Annotated in this window: 15 protein-coding genes; 7 read left to right on the top strand and 8 right to left on the bottom strand. The window is 62.1% G+C overall.

Going from position 1 to position 23353, the window contains the following annotated elements; genetic code table 11:
• Positions 1-21: 21 nt before the first annotated feature.
• Entirely contained in the window at positions 22-4293 is a 4272-nt protein-coding gene (locus ADBZ9O_RS27280) for an AAA family ATPase (RefSeq protein WP_526533562.1), read from the bottom strand.
• Positions 4294-4805: 512 nt separating this feature from the next.
• Between ADBZ9O_RS27280 and ADBZ9O_RS27275 the strand changes: the two genes are divergently transcribed.
• Positions 4806-5081: a hypothetical protein gene (locus ADBZ9O_RS27275; RefSeq protein ID WP_526526300.1), complete on the top strand. Its 276-nt coding sequence runs from the start codon at positions 4806-4808 to the stop codon at positions 5079-5081.
• Between the two features lie 1506 nt (positions 5082-6587).
• On the opposite strand, the gene ADBZ9O_RS27270 is transcribed toward ADBZ9O_RS27275, so the two are convergent.
• Entirely contained in the window at positions 6588-7610 is a 1023-nt protein-coding gene (locus ADBZ9O_RS27270; protein ID WP_526526299.1) for a polyprenyl synthetase family protein, read from the bottom strand.
• A gap of 20 nt (positions 7611-7630) precedes the next feature.
• Positions 7631-8596: a polyprenyl synthetase family protein gene (locus tag ADBZ9O_RS27265; RefSeq protein ID WP_526533560.1), complete on the bottom strand. Its 966-nt coding sequence runs from the start codon at positions 8594-8596 to the stop codon at positions 7631-7633.
• 917 nt (positions 8597-9513) lie between these two features.
• Here ADBZ9O_RS27265 and ADBZ9O_RS27260 point away from each other — a divergent pair.
• Genes ADBZ9O_RS27260 through ADBZ9O_RS27250 form a run of 3 tightly spaced genes read left to right on the top strand, consistent with a single transcriptional unit; the run spans position 9514 to position 13427 of the window.
• Positions 9514-10779 (top strand): hypothetical protein, encoded by a 1266-nt coding sequence (locus ADBZ9O_RS27260; RefSeq protein WP_526526298.1) that lies wholly within the window; start codon positions 9514-9516, stop codon positions 10777-10779.
• A complete protein-coding gene (locus tag ADBZ9O_RS27255; RefSeq protein WP_526526297.1) occupies positions 10772-11299 on the top strand; it encodes a hypothetical protein in 528 nt (175 codons plus the stop codon). Before ADBZ9O_RS27260 ends, ADBZ9O_RS27255 begins: the two co-directional genes overlap by 8 nt.
• Complete coding sequence (locus ADBZ9O_RS27250) at positions 11289-13427, top strand: FAD-dependent oxidoreductase (protein ID WP_526526295.1); 2139 nt, start codon at positions 11289-11291, stop codon at positions 13425-13427. The genes ADBZ9O_RS27255 and ADBZ9O_RS27250 overlap by 11 nt, the downstream gene beginning before the upstream one ends.
• Positions 13428-13655: 228 nt before the next feature.
• Here the strand turns inward: ADBZ9O_RS27250 and ADBZ9O_RS27245 are convergent, their stop codons facing one another.
• The 3 genes from ADBZ9O_RS27245 to ADBZ9O_RS27235 are packed head-to-tail and all read right to left on the bottom strand — an operon-like array spanning position 13656 to position 17510.
• A complete protein-coding gene (locus ADBZ9O_RS27245; RefSeq protein WP_526526293.1) occupies positions 13656-15695 on the bottom strand; it encodes an FAD-dependent oxidoreductase in 2040 nt (679 codons plus the stop codon).
• Positions 15696-15744: 49 nt separating this feature from the next.
• Positions 15745-16284 (bottom strand): hypothetical protein, encoded by a 540-nt coding sequence (locus ADBZ9O_RS27240; RefSeq protein WP_526526291.1) that lies wholly within the window; start codon positions 16282-16284, stop codon positions 15745-15747.
• Positions 16281-17510, bottom strand: coding sequence for a hypothetical protein (locus ADBZ9O_RS27235; protein WP_526526290.1), 1230 nt, complete (start codon positions 17508-17510; stop codon positions 16281-16283). The genes ADBZ9O_RS27240 and ADBZ9O_RS27235 overlap by 4 nt, the downstream gene beginning before the upstream one ends.
• 335 nt (positions 17511-17845) lie before the next feature.
• Here ADBZ9O_RS27235 and ADBZ9O_RS27230 point away from each other — a divergent pair, with 335 nt between their 5' ends.
• From ADBZ9O_RS27230 to eccB, 3 genes are all read left to right on the top strand, one after another.
• Positions 17846-18271 (top strand): hypothetical protein, encoded by a 426-nt coding sequence (locus ADBZ9O_RS27230; RefSeq protein WP_526526288.1) that lies wholly within the window; start codon positions 17846-17848, stop codon positions 18269-18271.
• Positions 18272-18351: 80 nt separating this feature from the next.
• The gene (locus ADBZ9O_RS27225) at positions 18352-19320 is read left to right on the top strand and encodes a polyprenyl synthetase family protein (protein WP_526526287.1); all 969 of its coding nucleotides are present in this window, start codon (positions 18352-18354) and stop codon (positions 19318-19320) included.
• A gap of 52 nt (positions 19321-19372) precedes the next feature.
• A complete protein-coding gene (gene eccB / locus ADBZ9O_RS27220; protein ID WP_526526285.1) occupies positions 19373-20758 on the top strand; it encodes a type VII secretion protein EccB in 1386 nt (461 codons plus the stop codon).
• Here the strand turns inward: eccB and mycP are convergent.
• Both mycP and eccD read right to left on the bottom strand, forming a co-directional pair.
• Positions 20708-22075, bottom strand: a complete 1368-nt coding sequence (mycP, locus tag ADBZ9O_RS27215) for a type VII secretion-associated serine protease mycosin (protein WP_526526283.1) — start codon at positions 22073-22075, stop codon at positions 20708-20710. The two genes, eccB and mycP, sit on opposite strands and share 51 nt — an antisense overlap.
• Positions 22072-23292 (bottom strand): type VII secretion integral membrane protein EccD, encoded by a 1221-nt coding sequence (gene eccD / locus ADBZ9O_RS27210; RefSeq protein WP_526526282.1) that lies wholly within the window; start codon positions 23290-23292, stop codon positions 22072-22074. Before eccD ends, mycP begins: the two co-directional genes overlap by 4 nt.
• Between the last annotated feature and the right edge of the window lie 61 nt (positions 23293-23353).

The raw sequence follows: 23353 nt of genomic DNA, 5'->3' as shown, positions 1-23353 counted from the left end.
TTTTGTCAAATCGACGCTTCGTTATTTCTGTACAAGTGCAACGTCTTGCCCTGGCGTCAGCTCACCCCTCTCCATGGCGTCGCAGTGCGCCAGGTGCAGCGGGGCGACGGGGTCGTCGGGCAGTAAGTGGCGGCATCGTTCGAATGCGACGCGAGCCCCTGTGGCATCGCCGGCATCGAATAGGGCGAACGCATTGTTGAAAGCAGTTTGGGCCAAATGCTTCGCGTCCCGCAGCGTGGACGGATCTTCGTTGTAGACCTCGTAGATCGTCACCGGTCGCCGACGGTTGACCACCATCACGCGCTCCATTCGGCGGATGTCGAACTCGGCGTGCCCACTAAGTCGGGCGTAGGTCGCATCCGAGATGAGTAACGCTGACCCGTAGCGCTTGTTGGTGCTTTCGATACGGGCAGCGAGGTTGACGGCATCGCCGATGATCGTCAGCACCATCCGGTTGACGCCGCCGACGAGTCCGACGCCGACAGACCCACGATGGATACCGATACCCGCGCGCAACTCTTCGGTGCCCAGCGCCACCCGTTCCCGGTTGTGCTCGCGCATCGACCTGAGCATGGCCAAGCCTGCGCGGACTGCGTCGGGCTCGGACTCAAATACAGCGACAATCTCGTCGCCGCGCACGTCCTGGATCATCCCGTTGCAGCTGATGATCGGTAGCTCGACAGCTCGAAGGAAGCCCATCGCCAGGTTGCTCGCCTCGGAAACGTCCATGTCTTCGAGCATCGTGGTGTAGCCGCGGATATCGCTGATCAACACCGTCATCTCACGTTCCACCCGGTAACCGCTACGGACACGGCGCAGGTCGTCGATATCGAGGATGCGGAGCAGTTCGTTGGGCACGAAACGTGATTGCACATCAATGAGGGACTGCCGGTGTTCGTCGGCGGCACGCAATTGTGCCTCCAGCTGAAAATTCCACAATGGCGCGGCCGCTTGCGCGCATACAAAGCCGACAGCTTCCTCGTGTTCAGGTGCGAAATGTCGTCGTGAATCGCGATACTCGGCATAAATCACACCAACGGTCCTGCCCTGCACCGTTATTGGAGTAGCCAGGAGAGTTGCCATGCTCAGCGTCGAGCCACTGTCCACTACGCGCTGAACAATGACCCGGTCGTAGGGGACTTCGGTCCAAGGGCCGTCGATTGTCGTCGTCTCACCGTGTTCTCTGACAGCCCGGACCGCGATATTCGCCCCTTCGACGGTGAGCAACAGCACGCGGTCCGCGCCGGTTGTGTCTGCCACGGTGCCAAGAGTTATCTCGGCCAAACTGTCCTGGGTCCGCGCTGCGGCCAGCGCTCGCAGCAGGTGATGCGCGCCAACGGGGTCGATCTCCGACGAATCTGCTTGGACGAGATCACGATTGAGCAACCAGGGGTACTCCTGCGCGAGTCCGTCCGTGCGAACCGTCAGACCCAGACTCAGCCACCGCTTGTACGCCGATCGCAGCATGTGCTCGCGCAGCATGGTCCGGTCGGTCTGGGCATAGAGCGAGGCGGCCTCTTCGCGGGCGAGCGCGCCGATCAAGGGGAGTTGATGTTCGTCGGCGAGGTCCATGGCCTGGTGCAGGTACCGTTCGGCTTTGACCCGCTTCCCGCGCACCCGAGCCCACGCTCCCTCGATCAGTGCGCACGGCGCCGCATAATTGGACGGCGCGTCGGCTGCCCATTTGCGGTGCAATGCAAGAGCTTGACGAACGGATTGCGCGGTCGAGCGATCATCGGGAGCCGACCGAATCCTGCTCAGTGCGCTAACCAGATGCACGAGTTGTAGGACCGCAGTACCTGCCATGCCATCACTGTGGGCAAAGCACTCGTCGGTGGCGCGGACTGCGCCCGCGTCATCGCCGCACCAGAAATACAGCCCCTGTTTGACGTTCGCGGCGACGCTGAGGGCTACCTCGTCGTTCTCACGGCGCGCCGCCGGCACCACCACGCGCTCGTCGTAGCCGCTCTCACCAGCGACGAGGAAGGTGTCCTTGGTGCGGCCCTGCATGTTCAGGCAGAGCTGCTGCATGGCCTGGCACAGCGCGGTGGGTACAGGCTGGGAGCGGATCTGGGGAATGATCGATTGGGCCAGGGCGTCGATCTCAGCGAGCGGGCGTCCCGCCCAGAATGATTGGGAAAGCAGTACGGCGGCCAGGAAGCCGGCGTATTCCTGATCGCCTTGGTCCAGAGCCTCGCTGACGGCGTCGCGAAGCTTGCCCAATCCGTCGCGAAGGGGATGGCGCCAGTGATGGATGAAATTCAGATGCAAGAACAGAGTCTGTGGTCGGGCTTCCCTAAATTCTTCACGCCCAACGAGCAACAGTCCGACCTCGCCAAACCGCTGCGCCCCGGCCCGGTCGCCGGTGACGACCAGCAACAGTCCGTAGCTGGCGAGCACAAGCGGTAGCGAAGGAGTGTGGCCGTGGGCGAATGTCAGGTCGAGTTGTTTGCGCACGACGATGGGGAAAATGTTTGGCCGGACGATGTAGGACATGCTGCGCAGCTCGGCAAGGATTCGCTGGATCTCGATGATCCGTCCGTCTTCGCACCTGGGCAACTGCAGCAGGCGCTCGTTTGTCCAGCGGCGCATGGAGAGCTTCATCCCCACGAGCGCGGTGGCGAGCCGCGGCTTACCTGGATCTGGGGGTAACGGCTCGCCAAGGTCCGCGAGGGCCCGCAACCCGATCTCGAGCGCCTCCTGCAGTCGGTTCTGCGCCACCCGCCCCTTGAGTCGAAGGTAGGCGAGCCGTGCACGGTCAGTTGGGTCGTGAAGAGTGTCCTCAGCTTCGTCGAGCAGGATGTGCAGCGCCGGTACGTCGCCGACCAGGAGCGCTGCTTCAGTGGCATCGAGCTGCAATTGCCGGGCCAGTGGAAAATGCGTTACCCACCGTTCCTTACCGAGCAGGCGCAGACCGCTTCGGTAGTACTCCAAAGCCAATGGGAACGATGCCTGGGCTCGCGCCATGCCTGCAGCACGGTGCAGCACCTCGACAAACTTGACGCGTTCGTCGTCGGCGACTCCGTGGCCACCGATACCGACGTGGCGGGCGGCTTCAAACAGGCGGGCGTCGCCCAGTTCGACCAACCGGCGGCCTATCCGCAGATGGGTTTCGCGTTGGGCGTCGTCGGTGAAGTCGGCCCGGGCCGCTTCGGCCACCCGATCGTGGCTGAAGCGGTACCGTGCGTCACGGCTGATTGCGTTGGTGATGCGCCTGCTACCGCTGTCAACCGCTTCGAGAAGGCGCAGCTCCAAACATGACCACAGGGCCTGCGCGACAACGTCGGGCGGCACGGCGGCCGCCTCCGCGGCGTCGTCGAGATCGAACTCGCCGCCGATGCAGGACAGCGTGCTCAGCACTGTTCTGTCGACGGGGCGCAACTGGCCGAGATAGGCCCCGAGGAATTCGGCGGTCGTGGCAGAAACCTCTATCGACGCGAGTACCCGAAGGTCCCAACCGGGATGGCCATCTGCACCCACCGGTGTGAGGGCACCTTCCCGTTGAGCGCGATAGAGGAGCTGACGAACTTGCAGAGGATTACCGCCCGTCCGATGCTGGAATTCGGCGGCCACATCGCTTAACTCCACACCGCGTCCGCAGACCTCGGCAAGCAGCTCCTCGACATCTTTAGGTGCCAGCGGTTCGAGTTCGATACTGCTGAGGCTCGAAACGGTGAAACCTGCCTCTACAGGATCGAACTCGCCTGTCCGGTGCATACCGAGGATCAGGACGTTGCGAAGCGCGACCGTCATCAGCTCCGACAACAGCAGCAGAGTGTCGCGGTCGGCCCATTGAAGGTCGTCGATGGCGAGCACCACTGGACGGTAGGCCGCTGTTGCCGACACCAGCCGGATGGCGGCTCGGTGCAGTCGTCGGCGGGCATCGGCGGCGTTGAGGTCGGCTACCTGCGTAGCCTCGCCCAATGCATGCGCCAAACCGGGTACGAGCGTGCCCAGGACGCTGGCTAGGCCCGATATCTCGCTGAGATCCGTGCGCCAGCGGTCACGCTCGGCAGAGCCCGTGGCTTCCATAACGCTGACGATCGAACTGAGCGCATCCCCCAGCGCCGCGTACGGTGCGGGTGCGCCATCGCGGCACCTTCCGTAGGCGAAAACGCAACTTCGCCCTGTGATCTCGGTCCCGAATGCCTGTGCCAGTGTTGACTTGCCCACGCCGGGTGCGCCGCTAAGGAGGACGCATGCCCCGCCGTCGCGCTCTGCCCGCTGCACCGCGTCGCGCAGCACCGACAGCTCGTGCTGCCGGCCGAACATCCGGCCGTCGGTATCGAGCATCGGAGCAGTCATGGAGCGCTACTCAACATGCCGCGCCGTTCGCCCCGGTGATACGGCACGGGCCCTGCTCTTACGGTGCAACCGCTTCATCATCGCCCCTTTGATGCAGTAAACACTATGGTTCGCGGTCATGGCCGACTGTTTTGCTCCGCTTCGTCGGCGCCGCGATGCTGTCCTTGGAGCAGCAAATTAAGCATCCTGTCGCAAAGGGGGCGGGTTTACTCCTGCCTGACTGTTTTGGTGCGAGTGGCACGCGGTCATACCGCCACCCGAGTTGCTCAATTCAGTGCGCACCGCTTGGCGGGTTGATTGCGACGAGGGCATGGTCGAGGTCATCGCAGGGGATCGGCGGCGGTGAGGATCTGCTGTCCGGCGCGATCTGGGTGGGTAGCAACGCGCGGTGCGGACGAACTTCTCGATGCCACAGCCAGTTTGGTGCGCAACCTGGTGTGTGACGGTCAGTGCGGCGAACATGATCGCGAGGTGTGGGTCGGTCGACTCAGGTTTGTCTGGTGGTAGATCGGCCGGGCCTGCAGAATGTGGATGGACAGCCAGAAGCACTTCTCTATCTGCGACTACCGGTTGTGCGGGCCGAACGTGAACTCCGGGGTCTGGCCGATCAGCTTGTGGAGCACACCGTGTACCGCGACAGCTCGCGAGTCTTGGCTCCAGATCTCGGTTCAGCGACTTGGTGGCCCCAGGGAGCTGATGAGCCGATTGCTTTTCACCGCTGCCTTGCCACTTACGGCGCGTTCGGCCTTGGCGACCTGTTCGCCGATACCGCGTAGCGAGCGCCTCGCCTGCTGAGCGCGATATTGGTAGCACACAAACCGGCCGGGGATTCCGCGGCCTTCGCGCTACTTGTGGCCAGCCAGGGCTCGGTGAGCACGTGCCCGCGGGAATCTCTTGACCTCGACGGCGGCCGCGCCACCCCGGGCACGAAGGGATTCGGGTGCGCAAATGAACGACAACCTGGGACTCGCATCACTACATGGTTGGACCGATACATTCGCGGTGGTTACATGCTCTAGATCCAGCGCCTAAGGGTCCGGATCATTTATGTTGCAATGCCGGCTCCTTCTTCGGCAAGGCAAATGAACCGATGCCGTCGCGGGAAAAACCAACCACAATTTGTCATGCTGGCAACATTTTCCTGACGTTTCCAACAAACGCCTCGAACGGGATATCGCAGTACATGTATCGGGCCCCGGTGTGGTTTTGATGCGATTCGAGGTCGGCGAAATTTAACGACGGAAATGCGGCGGCGAGCGCCGACGATCAAGCCCAGCTGGTCGCCCTAGTCGTCCGCGTGCTCCCGCCGCGGGGGCCTTCGAGTAACAGGTGCGGTGTTGGACTCTAGGCTTAGCAAGTAAGCGCAACTTGCCAAACGCGCGTTCGATTAAGGCGCCCGGCGAGATCTACCACTGGGATGACTGCAAATGTAAGGCGCTCTGACCTTTTCATGGCAATGAATGAAGCGTAGATTCTGCGTGTCGGTAATTACGCGCTCTTACCCCCGGGTGTCCGAACTACGTGCGGTTATCTTAGTCCGTCCCACCGGGCATATACGTTCGTGACGAGCCATTGGAGATTCATGTCGATTTCGCTTACTCGCAGCCTTTCAGCGGGAGTCGTATGTGCTGTCGCTGGAGCCCTGCTCGCAATGAAGGGATTGGCGTCCCGTCGGCGTTCGAGCGGAGCCGTGGCAAATGGGCGACCTGCTGATGGCCCTGAGCTAGCTGGGGGCGTAACGTTCGGCGAATTCCTGCAGGCGCTCGCTGACCAACATGACCTTCTGCGTAGGGAATACTGACATTGTTAGCCGAGAATACGGCGTCGTAACCGATGAGTACTTCTTTGCTCGACGTGGCGCAGCCTCGGCTCATGTGGAGGCGTCGCGCACCGTCACCCCCGCGGACGAGCAGGGTGATTAGGGCGACGCCGGTTGGCTGTTAATCATTTTGACGTCACGACGGACCGCACTGCAGTCTTCAGTCAAAGCAGCAATAGCATTGACTACGAGGATTCTGTTCGTTGCGGTGGCGTGCTGGAAGACCAAAATTCCTTACCCATTAGCGACGGGTCTAGTGTGTCGTCAGACATTTTTTTTACCAACCTCCCTGGGCGCGACAGCTAGATCGAGCTCCGCCCTGGCAGCGCCAACCTCCAGTTCCGAAGTCACTCTTTGGTGAAGATCTTCTCCGGCCGGGAATTTCATAGCGTCATCACCAAGCGAAGATTGAAGCTGCCACGCTCGTGGTTGAGCCGGTCTACGACAAGGACCTGGATCGCGTCTAATGCCAGCGAGCCCACACGTACGGCACTAAGGCGCGCAAAAAATCGAGGTCGGGACCTGGCGCCGCACCAGCGAAGGCTACCTCGAAATACTCTTCCGCCACTAGCAAGATGCCTTCGGCGTATTGGCGAGTAAACGCAATGCTGCCGTAGTCGTCCATCAGGGTGCGGACCTGGCGGACTAGTTCTGGTGACCTTTCGTCCCTGCTTAGGCGCAAATAGTCGCGGAGCAAGGATTGGTTCTTCCCGCGCGCGCGATCTAAAAGGTGGATGAGGGTAAGTGTCCGCTTACCTTCGTAGATATCACCAAGAATTTCCTTGCCATACGTTCGCTCATCGCCTACGAGGTTGAGCAGGTCGTCGCGGATCTGGAAGGCCGCACCAAAGTGGAAGCCGAATCGCACAAACGGATCAAGCGCCACCGATCCGCGCGCCCCCACCAGCGCCCCCACTCGAAGCGGATGAATTGTCGTGTACCAGCAGGTCTTTCGCATGATTAATTCCAGGTAGTCATCAGGTCCGATATCCTCGATATCGTCTACCTGCCAGCCGATCTCCGTCGCTTGACCTTCCAAGGTGCGCATCGCCATAGTGTCAAACTCGGCCATAACCAGATCTGCGGTATCACGATCCAGTCGCGCCGTGGCCTCCCGCAGAGCACTACTGGCCACGATCGCCAAACCGTCCCCAGATGCCAGCGCAGATCCCAACCCATGGCTCTGAATCAACGTGGGACCGCCGCGCCGCATCTCCGAGCCGTCAACAATATCGTCATGCACCAGAAACGCGTTGTGCAGCAATTCGATTGCCACAGAGAAACCAAGCATCTCGCCCGGCTCGGCACCAAAGACCAGGCCCGTCGCCAGGCATAGAGCCGGTCGCAAGGCCTTGCCGCTTCGGCGCGGATATTCGCGCATCGGTGCGTAGAACCAATCGTCGACGGCGGTGGATGACGTCATCTCCAGCATCTCGTCGCGGACAGCATCACCGATATCACGCAGTCTGCTCTCGACACGGCGCACAACGGCATCGGAAGGGATTGTCAATGTTTCGACCCACGCTCATGATCAGCGGCGAACTGGTTCTGTGAGGCTACGCTCCGTAGCCACACGTACCGCGGCACGGTGCCGAGATGAGGCAAGTCGGGGCGAGACCGGGCTCCGGCCAGCAGAATCGCGGCATCAGACTCCGCAGCGTTGATCATGCCTTGCGCATATAACTTCACAAATCTGATGGTCTGGGTTTGAATCACGAGTGCCTGCAGTTGCCGAGCCGCTTCGGATCGCTGACCAGCGTTGTAGATTTGCAGATAGTGTTCCAATGCAGTGCGGTCGCGCAGTTCGGAGCCTGAGGCGAGATGAACCAAGGCTAGCGACAGCACGCCGGAGCCAGCGCCCGGGATCAATTCATCATCTTCGGCCCGGCCGCCACCGTTAAGCTCGGACAGCTCGCGGGCCACCCGCGCCAAGGAACCGATCTGAAGCCCGAGTCGAGTCCACGGTTCGAGGTCGGCGGCCCCCGCCGAGCCCACGATCGCCCCGATCCGCAGCGGCGCTGCCGCGCTATGCCAACCGCAGACCGGCAAGAGTCCGTTGAAGTACGCCTCCGGGTGTATCTCGTCAGGATTGGTGAAAGTATGCGCCTCGGAATAAGTCCGGTCCTGAAGCGCGCTCATGGCCATCGCGTCAAACTCTGCCCAAACCTGATCAGCGACATCGCGATGTAAGCGTCGTGTCGCCCGGCGAAGCAACTGGCCAGCCATCGACGCGACCGCGTCTCCTGCGTTGATGGCCAGCGGAAACCCGTGCGCAGCCTCCAGTGTGGGCCGACCGCGGCGTTCTGTGCCCCCATCGGTGAGGTCGGCATGAATGAGAAAACCCGTGTGCACCAACTCGATTGCAACGGCGATGCCCATGAGATCGACAGGTGAAGCGCCGAGTGAAGCCCCGGCTGCCAAGCACAGAGCCGCACGAAAGCAGACCCCGGGGCGAGTCACGTATGTACGCATCGGCCCGTACAACCAATCGGACGGCTCAGCGTCCGGGATCGCGTCCAATGCGACGTTCCGGACTGCCCGGGCGACTCGACGGAGCTGTTCATCGACGCCGTCAACACGTCCGGCACCGTCAATCACGGCTGTCATGTCTCGACGGATCTGACCTCGACGCACAGAGGTAGCCAGACAAGAGGGTGTCCCTGTGCGAAAAGCATGCCTCGATACCATCCCGGCAAAACATTAAGGGGCACAGTAATTTCCAGCACCGAACCCACGCTGGTGCGGGCCCGAATTGGTAATTCGGGCTGTTGGATTAATACCGATGCCGACCCGATGCGAGCACCATCATGAGCCCATAGGTCACTACAGTGCAGTCGCACCTGACCAAAACTATCCGGACCACCGTTATGGAGCCACACCTCGACAGAGGCGTTGCCTCCCACGGTGGCCGCTAATTCCAGGTTGCCATCGGCTCTCTGTTCAGAGAGGTCCATCCGTGCTGGGCCAGAGGGCCTTGCCTCATCGGATAACTTGCCGAGTAGTTGTCCAGCCAGCGGCTGCCACCACGACTCCAATCGCTGCGCATTGTCCTCATACATCGGTGGTCCCAACGGATCGATTCCGTCGTCGCGATCGCCGGCGTCCTTCGAGGGGCCCCGCCCGAACTCAGTCTGTCCTCCAGTTGAGCGCACGAACCGCGCAATCACTTCAGTCGCGGCCCGAAAGCCCCTTGCCTGAATTGCACTCAGTGCGCGCATATTTACTGCAGGATCAAATACCGAGGCCCACGGGATGTCGCCGACCCCCCCGTCGTCATCGAAAGCCTCCTCGTACACAAAGCCCCCCACCCAGTGGACACAACCAGAATGGTATGGAATGGTAACCCAGGTGCCCGGCTAAGACCGGACTAATTGTCCCCAGGGGAACAAATGGCAGCCAAACTCCAATCAGTACTGGCCGTTTTTGGTGCACTTGATGAACTGGTCGCACGCGAGGACTCCGGGGCTGCAGCCGCAGTGGTTGAACGATTCCTTCCCGGCACGACGGCTCCAGGTCAACGCGGCTGGTACCGACAGATCCGCGATCTCATTGATCGACTTGTCCCCGATGAACAGAGAACAGACTTTCCGGACCTCGGCGCTTCGCTCGACGGCCTCGGCAAGATCACAGGAGGCCGCTCCGATGACTCCGACACCTTGACACCTGCCCAGCTTGCGCGGCTGACTTACGCCATCGGGGTCTTGAGCCGACTGCCCACCCGGGTGACCGACCAAAGCTTGCTCATTTCCGATGAACAATTAGCGGCAATCTTGTCCCTTGCCGGTGGGACAGCAAATCAGTCGACTCGAGACGATCGCGGTCGCCGCCTGTTAACACTGTTACGTGAACGATTCGACGACCGCGCCCACTGGCCCTCAGTAATGGCAGAGGCGCTGCGCCAGGGCCTCGTCGAATCCGATATCGCCGCCATCGGGGCGCCGTGCACCGGATCTCTGAAACGGATCGAAGATACCGTTTGCGCACGAATCACAACCGACTCCACACATCCTGATATAACCATTTCGGCGGTTAAAGCCGTCATTGACCCGTTGAACTGGGCTAGCATTTCAACCTTCTTTTGCTCCACGACAGCTCTCGAACCTCGCTGCGACTCCAACGGATGGAGCAGGGTGCTGGAGGAGACGAGCACCGATTGCAGTAAATACCGCATGGTGACAGCGGTTAAATATTGGAAAGCAGAAGTCAACGGCGGGGTCGTCATCAATTATGACGTTGATGACCACCGCGAGGACACCGCAGACTGCGGGTTGGTCCTGGTCGACCATGGATACCTTTGGGTGTCGCCAATCCAGGAGGGTGTACGCGTACGTACAAGTAAAGAGGTACTCATTCAGGGGCTAAGTCCAACGGCTGCGGCCCTGTTTGCCTGCGTCCTCGGCTGGGCCGATGTCGCACGCAATCTCATCTATGACGCCGCCCGCAACCCCCCTCCGGGCTGCATCCCCTGGACGACGTCAATCAGTTCAGCACCCTTCCAAAGAGCTCCTGTCCGGCCAAGACGTGCCGCCCATCTGCCTGCCGGAGCACGTGGCCAAATGATTACTCAGACAAGCCAAATGCTCAATGACTACATTGACTTGTTGGGCAAGGATAACGGTACTCAGACGCATAGAAGCGGGGTCACCGATGCCTAGCACGCCGGCCGGCTCGAGCCCGTGGGCCGCGATCGCACAACGGATGATCACGAACACAGAGGCGATCGCACTCCAGGCCTCCCGTGCCATCGACGACGGAGTCTTCGACCAAGATGGCTGGATCACGGCCGCCACCCAAATGTTTGATGTCGCGTTCCTCGGCGCCATCGAGTTGGTCGAGTCGGTTGTCGCGGGCCCGGCTCGACCGGGGCCCTCGCAAACGTGGTCTGACCCAATCTCATTGGGTTCCGTCGAGTCCGATCGCACGCTCACCATCGAGACTCCGTTAATTCGTCTCGGAGCTGATGATGCGATCCCTCTCAGCCTGATCACCTTTGAATTACCCGCCGCGAACCGCGATCCCGCCGGTCGGCCGGTGGGATTCGCCCCCGCGGGCGTGCCTGTCACGCGCCTCGTTGTTGACATCGCCGACGCGCCTTCCGCGGTCTACAAAGGGACTGTCCGAGTCACTTCCAGCCAGGGCAGTATTCACCTCGTCCCCGTAGAGATTGCGTTATGACAGCCCGCAACTGGCCGGGGTTGGCGGGCTTTCGCGGCACGCGACAGTCGTGAGGATGAAGCGTCCTGGGGGCAAAGTAGCCATCATCGGTGCTGGCATGGCAGGACTCAGTACCGCCTGGCGGCTCAGCGAACCCGGCTGGCGTGACCGATTTGACTCCATCACGATCTATCAACGGGGCTGGAGGCTCGGCGGCAAGGCCGCATCGAGTCGCGGCGACAACGGGCGTATCGAAGAGCACGGCCTACACATCTGGATCGGTTCGTATGAGAACGCTTTCACCCTGCTTCGCGAGTGCTATGCCGAACTGGACCGAGCGAACACCGACCCGACTTCACCGATCCAGACCTGGAACCAAGCACTTATCCCCTCCGAGGATGTCGGTCTCGCCGATCGAATGGGCAATGGCTGGCTGACTTGGCTGGCGAAATTCGCTAATAACGATCAACTGCCTGGAGACCCTGGTGCCGATGGCCGCGAACTGACTACGATCGAATTCACCGAACGGGCGGTCCAGCTGATCCTCAGTTTTATGGAATCTGTCGGTAACACCCCGTCGCTCGGACTGAGCATGTCCTACACCGCTACGCCGCCACTTGCGAGCGCTGCGGCCTCTGCAGTCAAAGCCGCGTTGCTGGCCGCACTGGGCGCACTGGCCGACCCATCTAGCGGCGGTGCGGCGGCGGCAATTGACCTCGCCTTAAAGGCCATCCGTGATCAACTCGATTGCGAGACTCGCCCAGACCACAATCGGACGTGGCAGTTCCTATCGCTGATAGTGGCGACTATCCGAGGAATAGTCGTCGAATCGCTCGTCACCGATCCCCGTGGCTTCCGGGCCATAAATGACGAGGACTACCGCGACTGGGTTTTACGTCACGGGGCTCACCCCGACGCGCTTGACTACCCAGTCCTGCGCGGCCTCTACGATATGGTATTCGGCTACCAAGACGGTGACCCGTCCCGGCCCGCATTCGCGGCCGGGCTGATGGTGTTCCTATCTGGCCAGGTCCTCTTCCAGTACAAAGGTTCCCTCTTCTGGAAAATGACCGCAGGCATGGGTGACGTGGTTGTCGCACCGATCTACGAGGCCCTGCGTAGACGCGGTGTCACCTTTGAATTCTTTCACCGTCTCGACGGTGTGCAGCTGTCCCCAGACCGTCAAGCTATCGCGGCCATCACGATGGGCCGCCAATTAGCTCTCTCGGACGGCGTTGAACATTACGAGCCGCTCACGCGGGTACGCGGATTGACCGTGTTTCCGGCTTCGCCTCTGCAAGATCAGCTCGCCCCCATCTGGCGCTCCGAAGGACGAGACTGGAACGAACTCGAGACGCACTTCAGCCGATACGACGATGCAGAATCCCGGGTGCTGCGCCAAGGCATCGATTTCGACCATGTCGTGCTGTCGGTCTCCCTGGGAATGATTCCATATGTGGCCCAGAGCATCTTGGAACACCGACCGGAATGGCGTGAACTTGTCAGCCGAGTCGAGACTACCGCCACTCAAGCCATGCAGCTCTGGCTGCGTCCTGATGAAGCCGACCTCGGGTGGTACGAACCCGGAGCCACAGTCAGTGCGTACACGCCGCCGTTTGAGACGTGGGCGTCGATGCCGCAGACCCTCTGGGCTGAAGACTGGCCCGACGATGACCGGCCTGGCACCGCTGCCTACTACTGCGGCACCCTGGTCACCGAATGGCCGCCTACCACTACCGGACCGGAGTACGCCGCCCCCTACAAGCGGGTGGTCCGCGACGACGCCCTCGCATTTGTCGAGAAGAGCATTCCGCTGTTCTTCCCTCGTGCAAGCAGCGACGGTGGCTTCCGATGGGAGTTGTTGTGCGGAGCCAACAACTTGGCTTCCTTAGACGCGGTCGATACCCAATACATCAGCGTTAACATCGATCCGTCCGACCGCTATGTGCAGGCCGTTCCCGGCTCCGACAAGTATCGGCTACGGCCCGACGAAAGTGGGTACGAGAATCTCGTCCTAGCCGGCGACTGGACCAACAACGGGATAAACTCCGGGTGTATCGAATCAGCCGTCATGTCCGGGCTTGAAGCGGCCAACGCCATCCTGGGACGCCATCGCTTCCATCGAATCCGAGGCTTCTATCTTGCCTGACGGCTCTATGGGGCGAGTGAGGTCTCAGTCGCTTAGCCGTACGTCTGAAGTTTCCTTTGACGGTTCACAACGATGGACGGTGGAGCGCGCTGTAATCCCCCGAGGCAGTGACGATGGAAGTGGGGGCCGACATTGACTACCGGCGATCGAGCAGTGCGTTAGTACGTCGGAAGAAGAGAGCGAACCTGCAGGCAGCCTACCGATGCGTGCGGAACATGGCAGACCGTGTTATGGCATGGCAAAGCCGCGTATTCGATAAGTCCGGGTGCGGCCGAGCAAGACATTTGCGGCCTGCAGGCCGGATCGGACTGCTGCTTCGATGCACCCTGCGTTTAGTCCGCAGTCTGTCCAGTCGCCTGCCAAAACGAGGTTGTCATAGCCACTTTCATCGGGCCGTAGCCGATACTTGTCGGAGCCGGGGACCGATTGAACATAGCGATCGGACGGGTCAATATTCGCCGAAATATGTTGAGTAGCAAGGGCGGCCTGACCGCTCTCACCGTTCACACCACACAGCAGATCCCAACCGAATTCGCCCTCGTCATACGCATGAGGAAAAAACAGTGCCAAGTTGCGTTCGACGTGCGCGGTGGCATCGACGTGAACCTGTTGGCGGAACCGGCGCTGGTAGTGGGCGGTGTCTTCCCCTGGCGGCCACGCCGCGTCGAGGCTTCCGCAGAAGTACGCAACTGTCTTTGGCTCGTCGTCGTGGGGCCAATCCTCGGCCCATAGGGTTTGCGGCATCGATGCCCAGGTTTCGAACGGGGGGATGTAGGCACTTATGGTCGCGCCGGGCCGCACCCAGCCAAGTGCGGCTTCATCGGCACGCAGCCATACCTGAAATGATTGAGTGGCAACGGTTTTGACGTGTTCTGTCATTTCTCGCCATTCTGGACGGTCGGCAATGATTTCATCTGCGACGATCTCCAGCATTCCCAGTGACACTGCCAGCACAACATGGTCAAAGTCGGCCCCTCGGCGCAAAACCCGGGTTTCTACGTCGTTGCGGACGCCGAAATGCGATTCCGACGATCGGGCCGAGTCCCCGTCGATAACCTGATCGATCAGCGGTCGATCTGGAAAGACGGGGAGGCCCTTCACCGTGGTGAGTGGTTCGTAGTATTGAGCTCCGTCGGCTAGGACCATTTGGCGGCTTACTGTGATGGCATGGATGGCCTGGCGTCTGCTGTCCAAGTGCAGCGTCTCGAGACGATGGAAGAACTCAAAGCAGACGCCTCGCTGGCGAAGCGCCTGATATAGCGGTGCGAAGACGACATCGCCCATACCGGCTGTCATCTTCCAGAAGAACGAGCCCTTGTATTCAAAAAGCGCTTGGCCGAGAAGGAACACCATCACACCTGCGCCGAATGACGGCCGCATTGGGTCGCCGTCCTCGTAGCCGAAAACCAGGTCATACAGACCGCGTACAAGCGGGTAGTCGCGGATTTCTGGGTGCGCGCCGTGGCGAATTGCCCAACGTGAGAAGTCCTCGTCGTTGATTGTGCGAAATCCTCGTGGATCGGTTACGAGGTTGTGTATCAGAATGCCGCGAATCACCGCGCCCACCAGTGACATCAGCAGCCACGAGCGCCGATAACCGGCTTCTTGTTCACGGTCAATCTCGGCGCTAATGGCGCGTAGCGCTTCGTCAAGGTACTGGGCTGGCGTCAGGTCGGACTTTCTCGGAGCGGTAACGGCACGCACCGCGTTCAGCAGCGCACGCTGCACAATTCCTGACGTCCCGCGTGACCACGGCGTTGACGAATCAGATAGTGCCGAATCTGCTAAGTCGTCGGCGCGGATCGAATCGGCGAACGCGAGAACCAGTTTGAGAGCCCGCTCAATCACTGACACAGCGGTGGTTTCATCGCTCGGGCCGTTGGGATCACCGGGCTGTTTGTCATCGTGGGGATGGGTACCGACCCAGACCGACCATGCGTTGCCCCAGTGGTCCGCGACGCCGGGGTTATCGGCGGCAATCAGAGCTTGATCCCACCTCTGGATCGGAGCGCCTGGGTCAGTTGTCGGGCGGTCGAGCTCTGCATAGCACTCGCGAAGAAGCGTGAAGGCGTTCTCGTAAGAACCCAACCAGATGTGCAGGCCGTGCTCTTCGATCCGACCGTTTGGTCCGCGGCTCGACGCACCCTTTCCGCCGAGTCGCCAGCCTCGTTGATAGACAGTGATCGAGTCGAAGCGGTCCTGCCAGCCTGGCTCACTGAGCCGCCATGCCGCGCTGAGACCGGCCATTCCGCCGCCAAAGATTGCCACCCGGCCATTCGAAGAGATCACCCGGGGCGGACCCTCCGCGCCGAGATTCTCACAGCGCCAACATGACAGGAATGGTGGATGCTTGGAGGTCTCTTGGGTTAGTCACACACACTGCACCCGCGTAGATGCCGCTGGGTAGCTCGTCGACCTTGACGGCGATGTGGAATTCTGTCGCCCCGACCGCGAGTACGCCCACTGGGTTGCGATTTGCATCCCGTCCGGCCGGCGGATCGAAGGTCAGCCGGTCCCCGTGGATGGCCTCCGATTCGCCGAGTCGAACAAACGGTGTAGTTACGGTCAACACGCGGTCGACGGCCGTGTCGGCGTCGACCGTTATGGCTTGGGATCTGACGCTTTCAGGGGCAAATTTCGCGGGTCCGATGAGGGTAGCCTCGGCGAGTTCTAGGCTGCCTAGCAGAGCAATATCAAATATTTGCGTGGCAGATTTGACCCACGTTTGACCTGTGAACGTGCCTGCGCCGATTTGTTCCGCCGTCTCGGCCACGACCACACCCGAGTTCGCCACCACTCTGCGGGTGATCGCGGCCCACTGATCAACGAAGGCGCGGGCATCGCTGGGATTGGTCATGGTCGTCGTCCGACGACGGCGTCTGCGCATTGAGCGAGAAACTCTATCGACTGCGCGATTAGCTGGCGCCGCACGCCGGCTGGAACCGCTGGTGGCCGTTGACGCAGATTTCTTTGTCGCACCGATGCCCGCTCGGGCGCGCTTGACACGCTCCATCCCACTCGATCCAGCTGCACGTTCTGCACGGATTCGGTGAACCAATGTCGGGTGACATCTGCCCACCCCAGTACGCAGGCGAATACCGCCGACGCAGTTGGGCCGACACCGTGGATGAGGAACTCCTTACTGGTACGAATCCGGACCCCGCCCCCTCCGGCAGCTGTCACCCATAGGTAGCCGCTGTCGACGACAACCATCCCGTTGTCGTCGGTGCGTTCGCGCTCGTCATCGACGTCGTAGTTAATGATCAAACCGCCGTCAAACTCAGCTTTCCAATATTTAAGCGCAGTCTTGATCCGATACTGACTACAGTCGGTACTACCCTCTTCGAGGACTCGGCTCCAGCCATTCGCATCGGTATTTGGTTGTAGTTCCGTCATCCGGCAAAAGAAGCTATCCGACCCGGTATCAGCCCAATTCAGTGGATCGATGATGGCTTTTATCGCGTCGATGGACAGCTCGTCGACAACAAAGTCGGTCGTGATGAGCGCACAGTAGTTAGGACCGCGCCGCTTGACGGACCCGGCGCACGGCGGCCCGAATGCGGCAATTTGGCTGTTGACCAGATTCTCGGTTCTTGCGGTGGCCATGACATCGGCCCAATGCCGCCGATCCGTGAATTCCTGGCGGAGGAGGGCGAGCAAGCGGTGTCCACGCTCGGAACTCGCAGTGTCGGAGGGGCTAGCGAGAGCCAGAACTGATGCGAGTTGCTCGTCTGAGACGAACAAATGCTCATCAATGACATCGGCGGGAAGTCGACTCAGCATTCCGATGGCGTAAATCAGCCGCGCCAGCTGGGGGTCGTTCAGTGACCCTGTGTCGCCATCTTCCATCCGCGATTTGGCGAAGTCATCCAAAGCCATACTCACGGAGGGAAACTCGAGGCCGGAGCTAGCAGGAGCGACGCGGCCCATGAATTCCTCGATCTGGCTGAACCAACCGATCTCGCCACGACCAGCAGTGCCAGGAAGGAACTTCTCAACTGTCGCCGCAAGAGTAGGTTCATGGCGGGCAATCAGCTGGTCTATCGAGCCGTAAACTGCCAATAGAGAATGCAGATCGGACATCTGTTATCCCCCCAGGATCGTCCGGCTAGTCTAACTCGTGTTATACCATCCGAGAGGCAACTGGATAGGCGCCAGGGGGGGCAATGGGGGATGAAAGTTTGCGCGACGACGGCAACATAGTCGAGATCCCTTGGGCGACCGTCTTTGACCCTGCAGTGAATGTTCGCGCTCTCACTGCAATTCAAGCCAGGGGTTTCCGAGCGGCCAGCGAAGTAATCGGACGGTTTGTCCGACCTACCGATAGTCCCGGGGCTTCAGAAGCTCAGCGGCGGAATGATCCCGACACCGCCCCACATGGCAGTGAGCAGAGCCCGGAATTAACCAGTCTATTCGCAATGTGGGAGCCGCTTGTTGAGCGGTTCCTGCAATCAGTGCGCCCGAACCCGGCCGCAGGGCTGGTCCCGATGGGCAATGGCATTACCCTCGGCATGGCCGACGGTAATGCCGTTGCGACAATCAGTATCGAGATCACGAGCTCTCGCCCAGCCGGTGCAGAGGTGTGGGTGCATAACGGCAGCACGGACGATGTCGGCGAGATTGTTTTACGCTGCAGCGATCTGCACTCGCATGACAGGGAAGTGGTGCCGGCCGAGGACATTCACTTTGCCCCACAGAGCATAGAAATGCCCGCTCGCTGCAGTCGCGGCATCACAATGGAAATTCGAGTAGAGGACGGTACCCCTGCGGGGGAGTACCGCGGCACAGTTGTCGTGGACGGCTACCCGGGGGTTTCACTGCCTGTTGTGCTCACTGTCGGGTGACCGTGGCAGCAGACTCACCCGACTTCGTCGCCGCTGTCGAGGTCCGGCTCCGGGAGGTCGGGCGAGGGATTCGACGAGCAATGCTCGACGCATTACCCGGCGGCGAGCCCGTGAACTGGCTGTACGCGCCGATGCGGGATTACCCTGCTCGGCCTGCGAAGGGGCTGCGACCCGCGTTGTGTCTTTCAGCTGGGCGAGCGTTCGGCGCCAAAGACGAAGAATTGTTCGGGGTAGCGGTCGCAATTGAACTACTTCACAACGCATTCCTTATTCACGACGATATTGCTGACGGCAGTGAGATGCGTCGAGGCAGGCCGACGTTGTCGGCTTTGCACGGGTTGGGGCTGGCGATGAACGCTGGTGATGGACTCGCTGTAGCGGCCGGACAGCTATTGCGTAAAGCAACGCGCCGGATGGATCGCGACCTTGCAGATATCGTGATAGCCGAGTTCGACACTATGGCAATGCGCACCTTGGAGGGCCAGGCGCTCGAAATCGGTTGGCAGCGCGATGAGGTGGAGAATCTAGTTCCTGAGGACTACCTCGAGCTCATCCTGCATAAGACGTGCTGGTACACGACGATTCATCCGCTGCGCGTCGGGGCAATCGTAGGTTCACGTGGGACGGTCGAGCTCGGACCGCTAGTCAAGTTCGGCTTCCATTTTGGTGCGGCGTTCCAGATTCGCGATGACCTGTTGAATCTTGTGGGCGAGGAAGGTGACTATGGCAAGGAGATCCTCGGTGATTTGTACGAGGGAAAACGCTCTTTGACACTCATGCACTTGATGGGCACGGCGCGCGGCGAGGACCGAAAATTCGTCAGTGATCATCTTCGTCGAACCCGATCCGAACGCACGGAAGAGCACGTACGCGCACTGCGTGCGCTGATGGACGACTATGGCAGCATTGACTTCACCCGGGAGTACGCCGAGGGCATCCTCTTGGTCGCCGAAGAGTACTTCGAAGAAGCGTTCGCCGACGCGGCGCCTGGCCCCGATCTCGACTTTCTCCGATCGTTGGTGCCATACGTTTGGGCGCGCTGGCGCTGAACCCTGTGGATCGTTGACTAACTGCCGGGCGCAGCACGCCTAACGTGAAGCCGTGGCCAGGTATTCGACCTCGCGGCTGCAGCTCAGCGGCCACCGGTTTCTGCGGCGCAGGCTCGAGCTTGCGGTTCTCTACGGTGACCCAGCTGCCGACGGTGATGCGGTTCGGCTGCAATCAGTTTCGCTGATTTTCGGTGCGTTGATCGCGGTGCTGGCGGTGGCAGGCTGTGCAGTGCTCGGCTGGCTGCGACCGCAACCAGGTCTCGGTGAGGGTGTGCTCTGGATGGATCGGGTATCCGGTGCGCTCTATGTCCGCGTGGGCGATACCGTCCACCCCGTCATGAACCTCAGCTCCGCGCGGATGATCGCCCAGGTAGACACTGCTCCACGGCCGGTGACTTCCGCTGACCTGGCAAGTGCCAAACATGGCGCACTGCTGGGTATTCCGGGTGCGCCGGGGGTGATCGGCAAACCCCTGTCCGGCCCGGAGGCAGGCTGGACAGTGTGCGATGACGCGATTACCACCACCGTCATTGCCGGCCCGTTGACCGGTGGCGCGGCCAGCCCGCTCGCCCAGGATGAGCCGGCGCTGGTATCGAGCCGATCGGGCCGCACCTACCTGCTCTACAACGGCAAACGCGCGGTGGTGAATATGGCCGATACCGCCACCGTGCGGGCCTTGCATCTCGAGGGCCGCACCCCGCGGCCGGTATCGCAAGCGCTGCTGGGCATCGTCGGTGAGGCGGCACCGATTGCCGCTCCGGTGATCCCGGATCTTGGTCGCCCAGGGCCGCAGGTCCTACCGGGGTTCGTCATCGGTGACGTAGTGCGCGTCGAACGTGCCAGTGCCACCGAGTATTTCGTAGTGCTCGCAGGCGGCGTGCAACGCATCGGGGCCGTCGCAGCAGATCTCATCCAGTTCGCGACTGGGCGACCCGGCACCGAGATAACAGCTGTTGCGGCCTCGGTCATCGCTGCTGTCCCGACCGTCGGGGTGCTACCGGTGGCGGAGTTTCCCGACCGGATCGGCGCGCCGCTGGCCGGTGATGTTCGGGTCTTGTGTGCCTCGTGGGCGGCCGGTGAGGTGACTTTCCGCGCCGGTGTGGCGCTACCTGTGCGCGACCAGGACGGGGCGGTCCGACTTGCGCAGGCCGACGGCGCCGGACCCGCCGTCGACGCGGTGTACCTGCCGCCAGGGCGCAGCGCCTATATCGGCTCGGCAGGCTTCACCGCGGGCACCGGATCGGTGATCAGCGAGACCGGGGTGCGGTTTCCGGTCGGGGACACCGAGTCTGCCAGAGTGCTCGGGCTGCCTGATCGCCCAGAGTCGGCCCCGTCATCGCTGCTGGAGACGCTGCCGCTCGGGCCGGAATTAGATAGGGACGCTGCATTAGTCGCCCGCGACACGTTGCTGGCGGAGTCGCCGCGTCCTGGCGGCTGACAGTCCCAACGCGGCGGCGGCCACGGCCGCACAGAACGCTGCGCCGAGCACCGCGATCCTGGTGCCGCGCCGCGCACCTGATGGAGTCTGTCCGCCTGCTACCGGATAAAACGGCGCGACGCCTGGACGTGGTGGGGTCGGGGTGGCGGCCACCTCGTTGTTGACCGCGGCCTGCGGGTCGATGACGCCGTTGCCGATCACCGGGTTCCAACCACCCGCCGACCGGCGGGCGGTGGCCTCGATACGCGCCATGACTTGGCGTGCGGTCAACTCCGGGAAGCGGGAGCGTACCAATGCGGCGAGCCCGCTGACGACCGGCGCGGCGTAGCTGGTTCCCGAGATAGGGACTTCGCGGTCGAACGCGGCCAGCATATCGACCAGGCCGGTCCCCGCGGGATCCAGGGACACCATGTCCTCGCCGGGAGCCGCGACGTCGACCCAGGGCCCGGCCAGGCTGAACGACGATGGAGCGCCGTCGACTCCGACGGCGCCGACGGTCAGGACGTAGTCGTCGTACCAGGCCGGGCTCACCGCGACGGTCGCTGTCTCCCAGGTCAATTCGCCGTTGTCGAATTGCTTCGGGCACTGGCTGGCACCGCCGACATTGCCCGCGGCGGCCACGACCACCACATCCTTGACGTCGACGGCGTAGGCGAGGGCGGCACCAAGTGCCTGATCGTCGAGCGCACCTGCGGCGCAGGCGACCGAGGAGATATTGATGACCGTCGCGCCGAGATCAGCCGCGGTCCGGACCGCTTGCGCCATGGTGTCCACATCACCGAATCCAGCGATCGACGGTTGCGCCGCCGGTCCGAATTTCGTGCTGGACTGCCTGATCGAAATCACGGTGGCGGCGGGCGCCATCCCCGAGAACTTCACCTGCTCTGTGGATTCGGGCGCCGCCGCGATGATTCCGGCGACGATCGTGCCGTGCCCGTCGCAGTCCTGCGTACCGTCACTAGCCGCCACGTAATCGCCTCCTGCTTCCAGATGCGCCAGGCGTGGATGACGGGTGACCCCAGTATCGATGACGGCGACCCGTTGGCCAGCACCGCGAGTCAGCCGCCACACGGCGTCCAAATCGAAGGCGTGCAACGGATTTGCGGTCGGGGTCGAGGCATGACTTCGCCGAAGAACCGTGCACATCGCACGCTGTGCGGTCAGTTGCGGCGGAGCGGGCGCAGAAGAGGCAGGTAACCGACTGTTATCGATGGCGGGAGGCGTCATCGCGGACGCCGGAGGCGCGCATGACTGCCCGGCGGCGATCACCCCGACCGCGGTCACACTGGCGATGCGGCGGGCCCGTGCGACTGTCACAGGCTCAGCCCGCGCGCCAGGCCGTAGAGGCCTGAACTCCAACAGAACAACGGAATGAGCGACGCCAGAAGGAGATACTCCACCACGTCAAGGCAGCGCCGCACCGGTGGGGCAGCAGCGGCCGCGGGTGGATCGAAACCGAACCAGAGCGCGCCCAGCGCCAGCACCGCCGCGGCTGCGCAGAGCCACAGCGTCAGCTGCGGATCTTCCCACCAAGATCCCGCGAAGCCGACTGTGGTACAGAGTATTCCGCTGCCCAGCAGGGCGGCCCGCTGGCCCGGGTCGGGCTGGGCGTTGGATCGCAGGATCAGCAATGCCGCGGTGACCGCGACCGCGGCACAGTCTGGCCAACGCCTGCCCGAGCCGAACGCCACCGCTGCGGTGCCGAGCGCTGCCCCGACCGACGCCCCGGCGATCAATGCGGTCAATAGCCGCTGGGCGCGACGTGACCTGTCCCAGAGGCTGGGGTCCACACCATCGGAGTCGGGGTCAAGACCGCCGCGGATATACCTCGACAGACCCGACATGATCACCGCCAGGCGGTGGGGGACGGTCAGCACGCCGACCGCCAGCACGGTGAGCGCCATGCCCGCGACGGGCAACGGCGCCGCGCACAGCGTTGCGCCGAGGGCGGCCGTGGTGACAAGTGTGCCCAGTGTCGTCAGCGCCATCAGGGTGGTCTGGCCGCAGCAGGTGACCCGGGTGGACACGGCGGCCGCCGTCGCTGCCGATGCCGCACCCAGGAGGACGTTCGGCGCCCCGAATCCATCGGGGACGGCCATCAGCCCGGTGATCCCGGCCATGGCGATGACCACCAGCAGCGCCGCCAGCCGGGACTGCTGCGATGTCCACTCCGCTGGCGGCGGATCCGATATGTGCGCGACCGCGTCGGCGGCGTAGACCACGGGCGGGGGAGCCGTTCGCGAGACGGCAGGTGCAAGGATCAGTAGGCTACCTTCGCCAATTCTCAACTGCGACAGTGTCATCGATGGATCCAGCGCCGGCTGACCTGGGAGGTGCAGGCAGAAGGGCGCACCGGCCGGCGAGCTATCCGGTCGGCATCCCTCGGGCCAGTTCAGGATGTCGTATATCGCGGGAATGAGCTGCCCCACCGCGATGTCGCCGGGTAGCGCCAGATCGGCTTGGGTGCCGTCGAATTGCACCGCCACCCGGCATTGGCCGGTGACCTGACGTCCCGGCCCGACTTCTGATTCCACGCGTTGCCACCTCCGCCGGCTCGGGCCTGCGGTGTCGTCCAGCACCGCGGCGTCACGCTAA

Origin of the sequence: Mycobacterium sp., from assembly GCF_965229105.1 — a bacterium.
Lineage (GTDB): Bacteria > Actinomycetota > Actinomycetes > Mycobacteriales > Mycobacteriaceae > Mycobacterium.
This window is presented reverse-complemented; position numbering and strand designations above follow the sequence as displayed.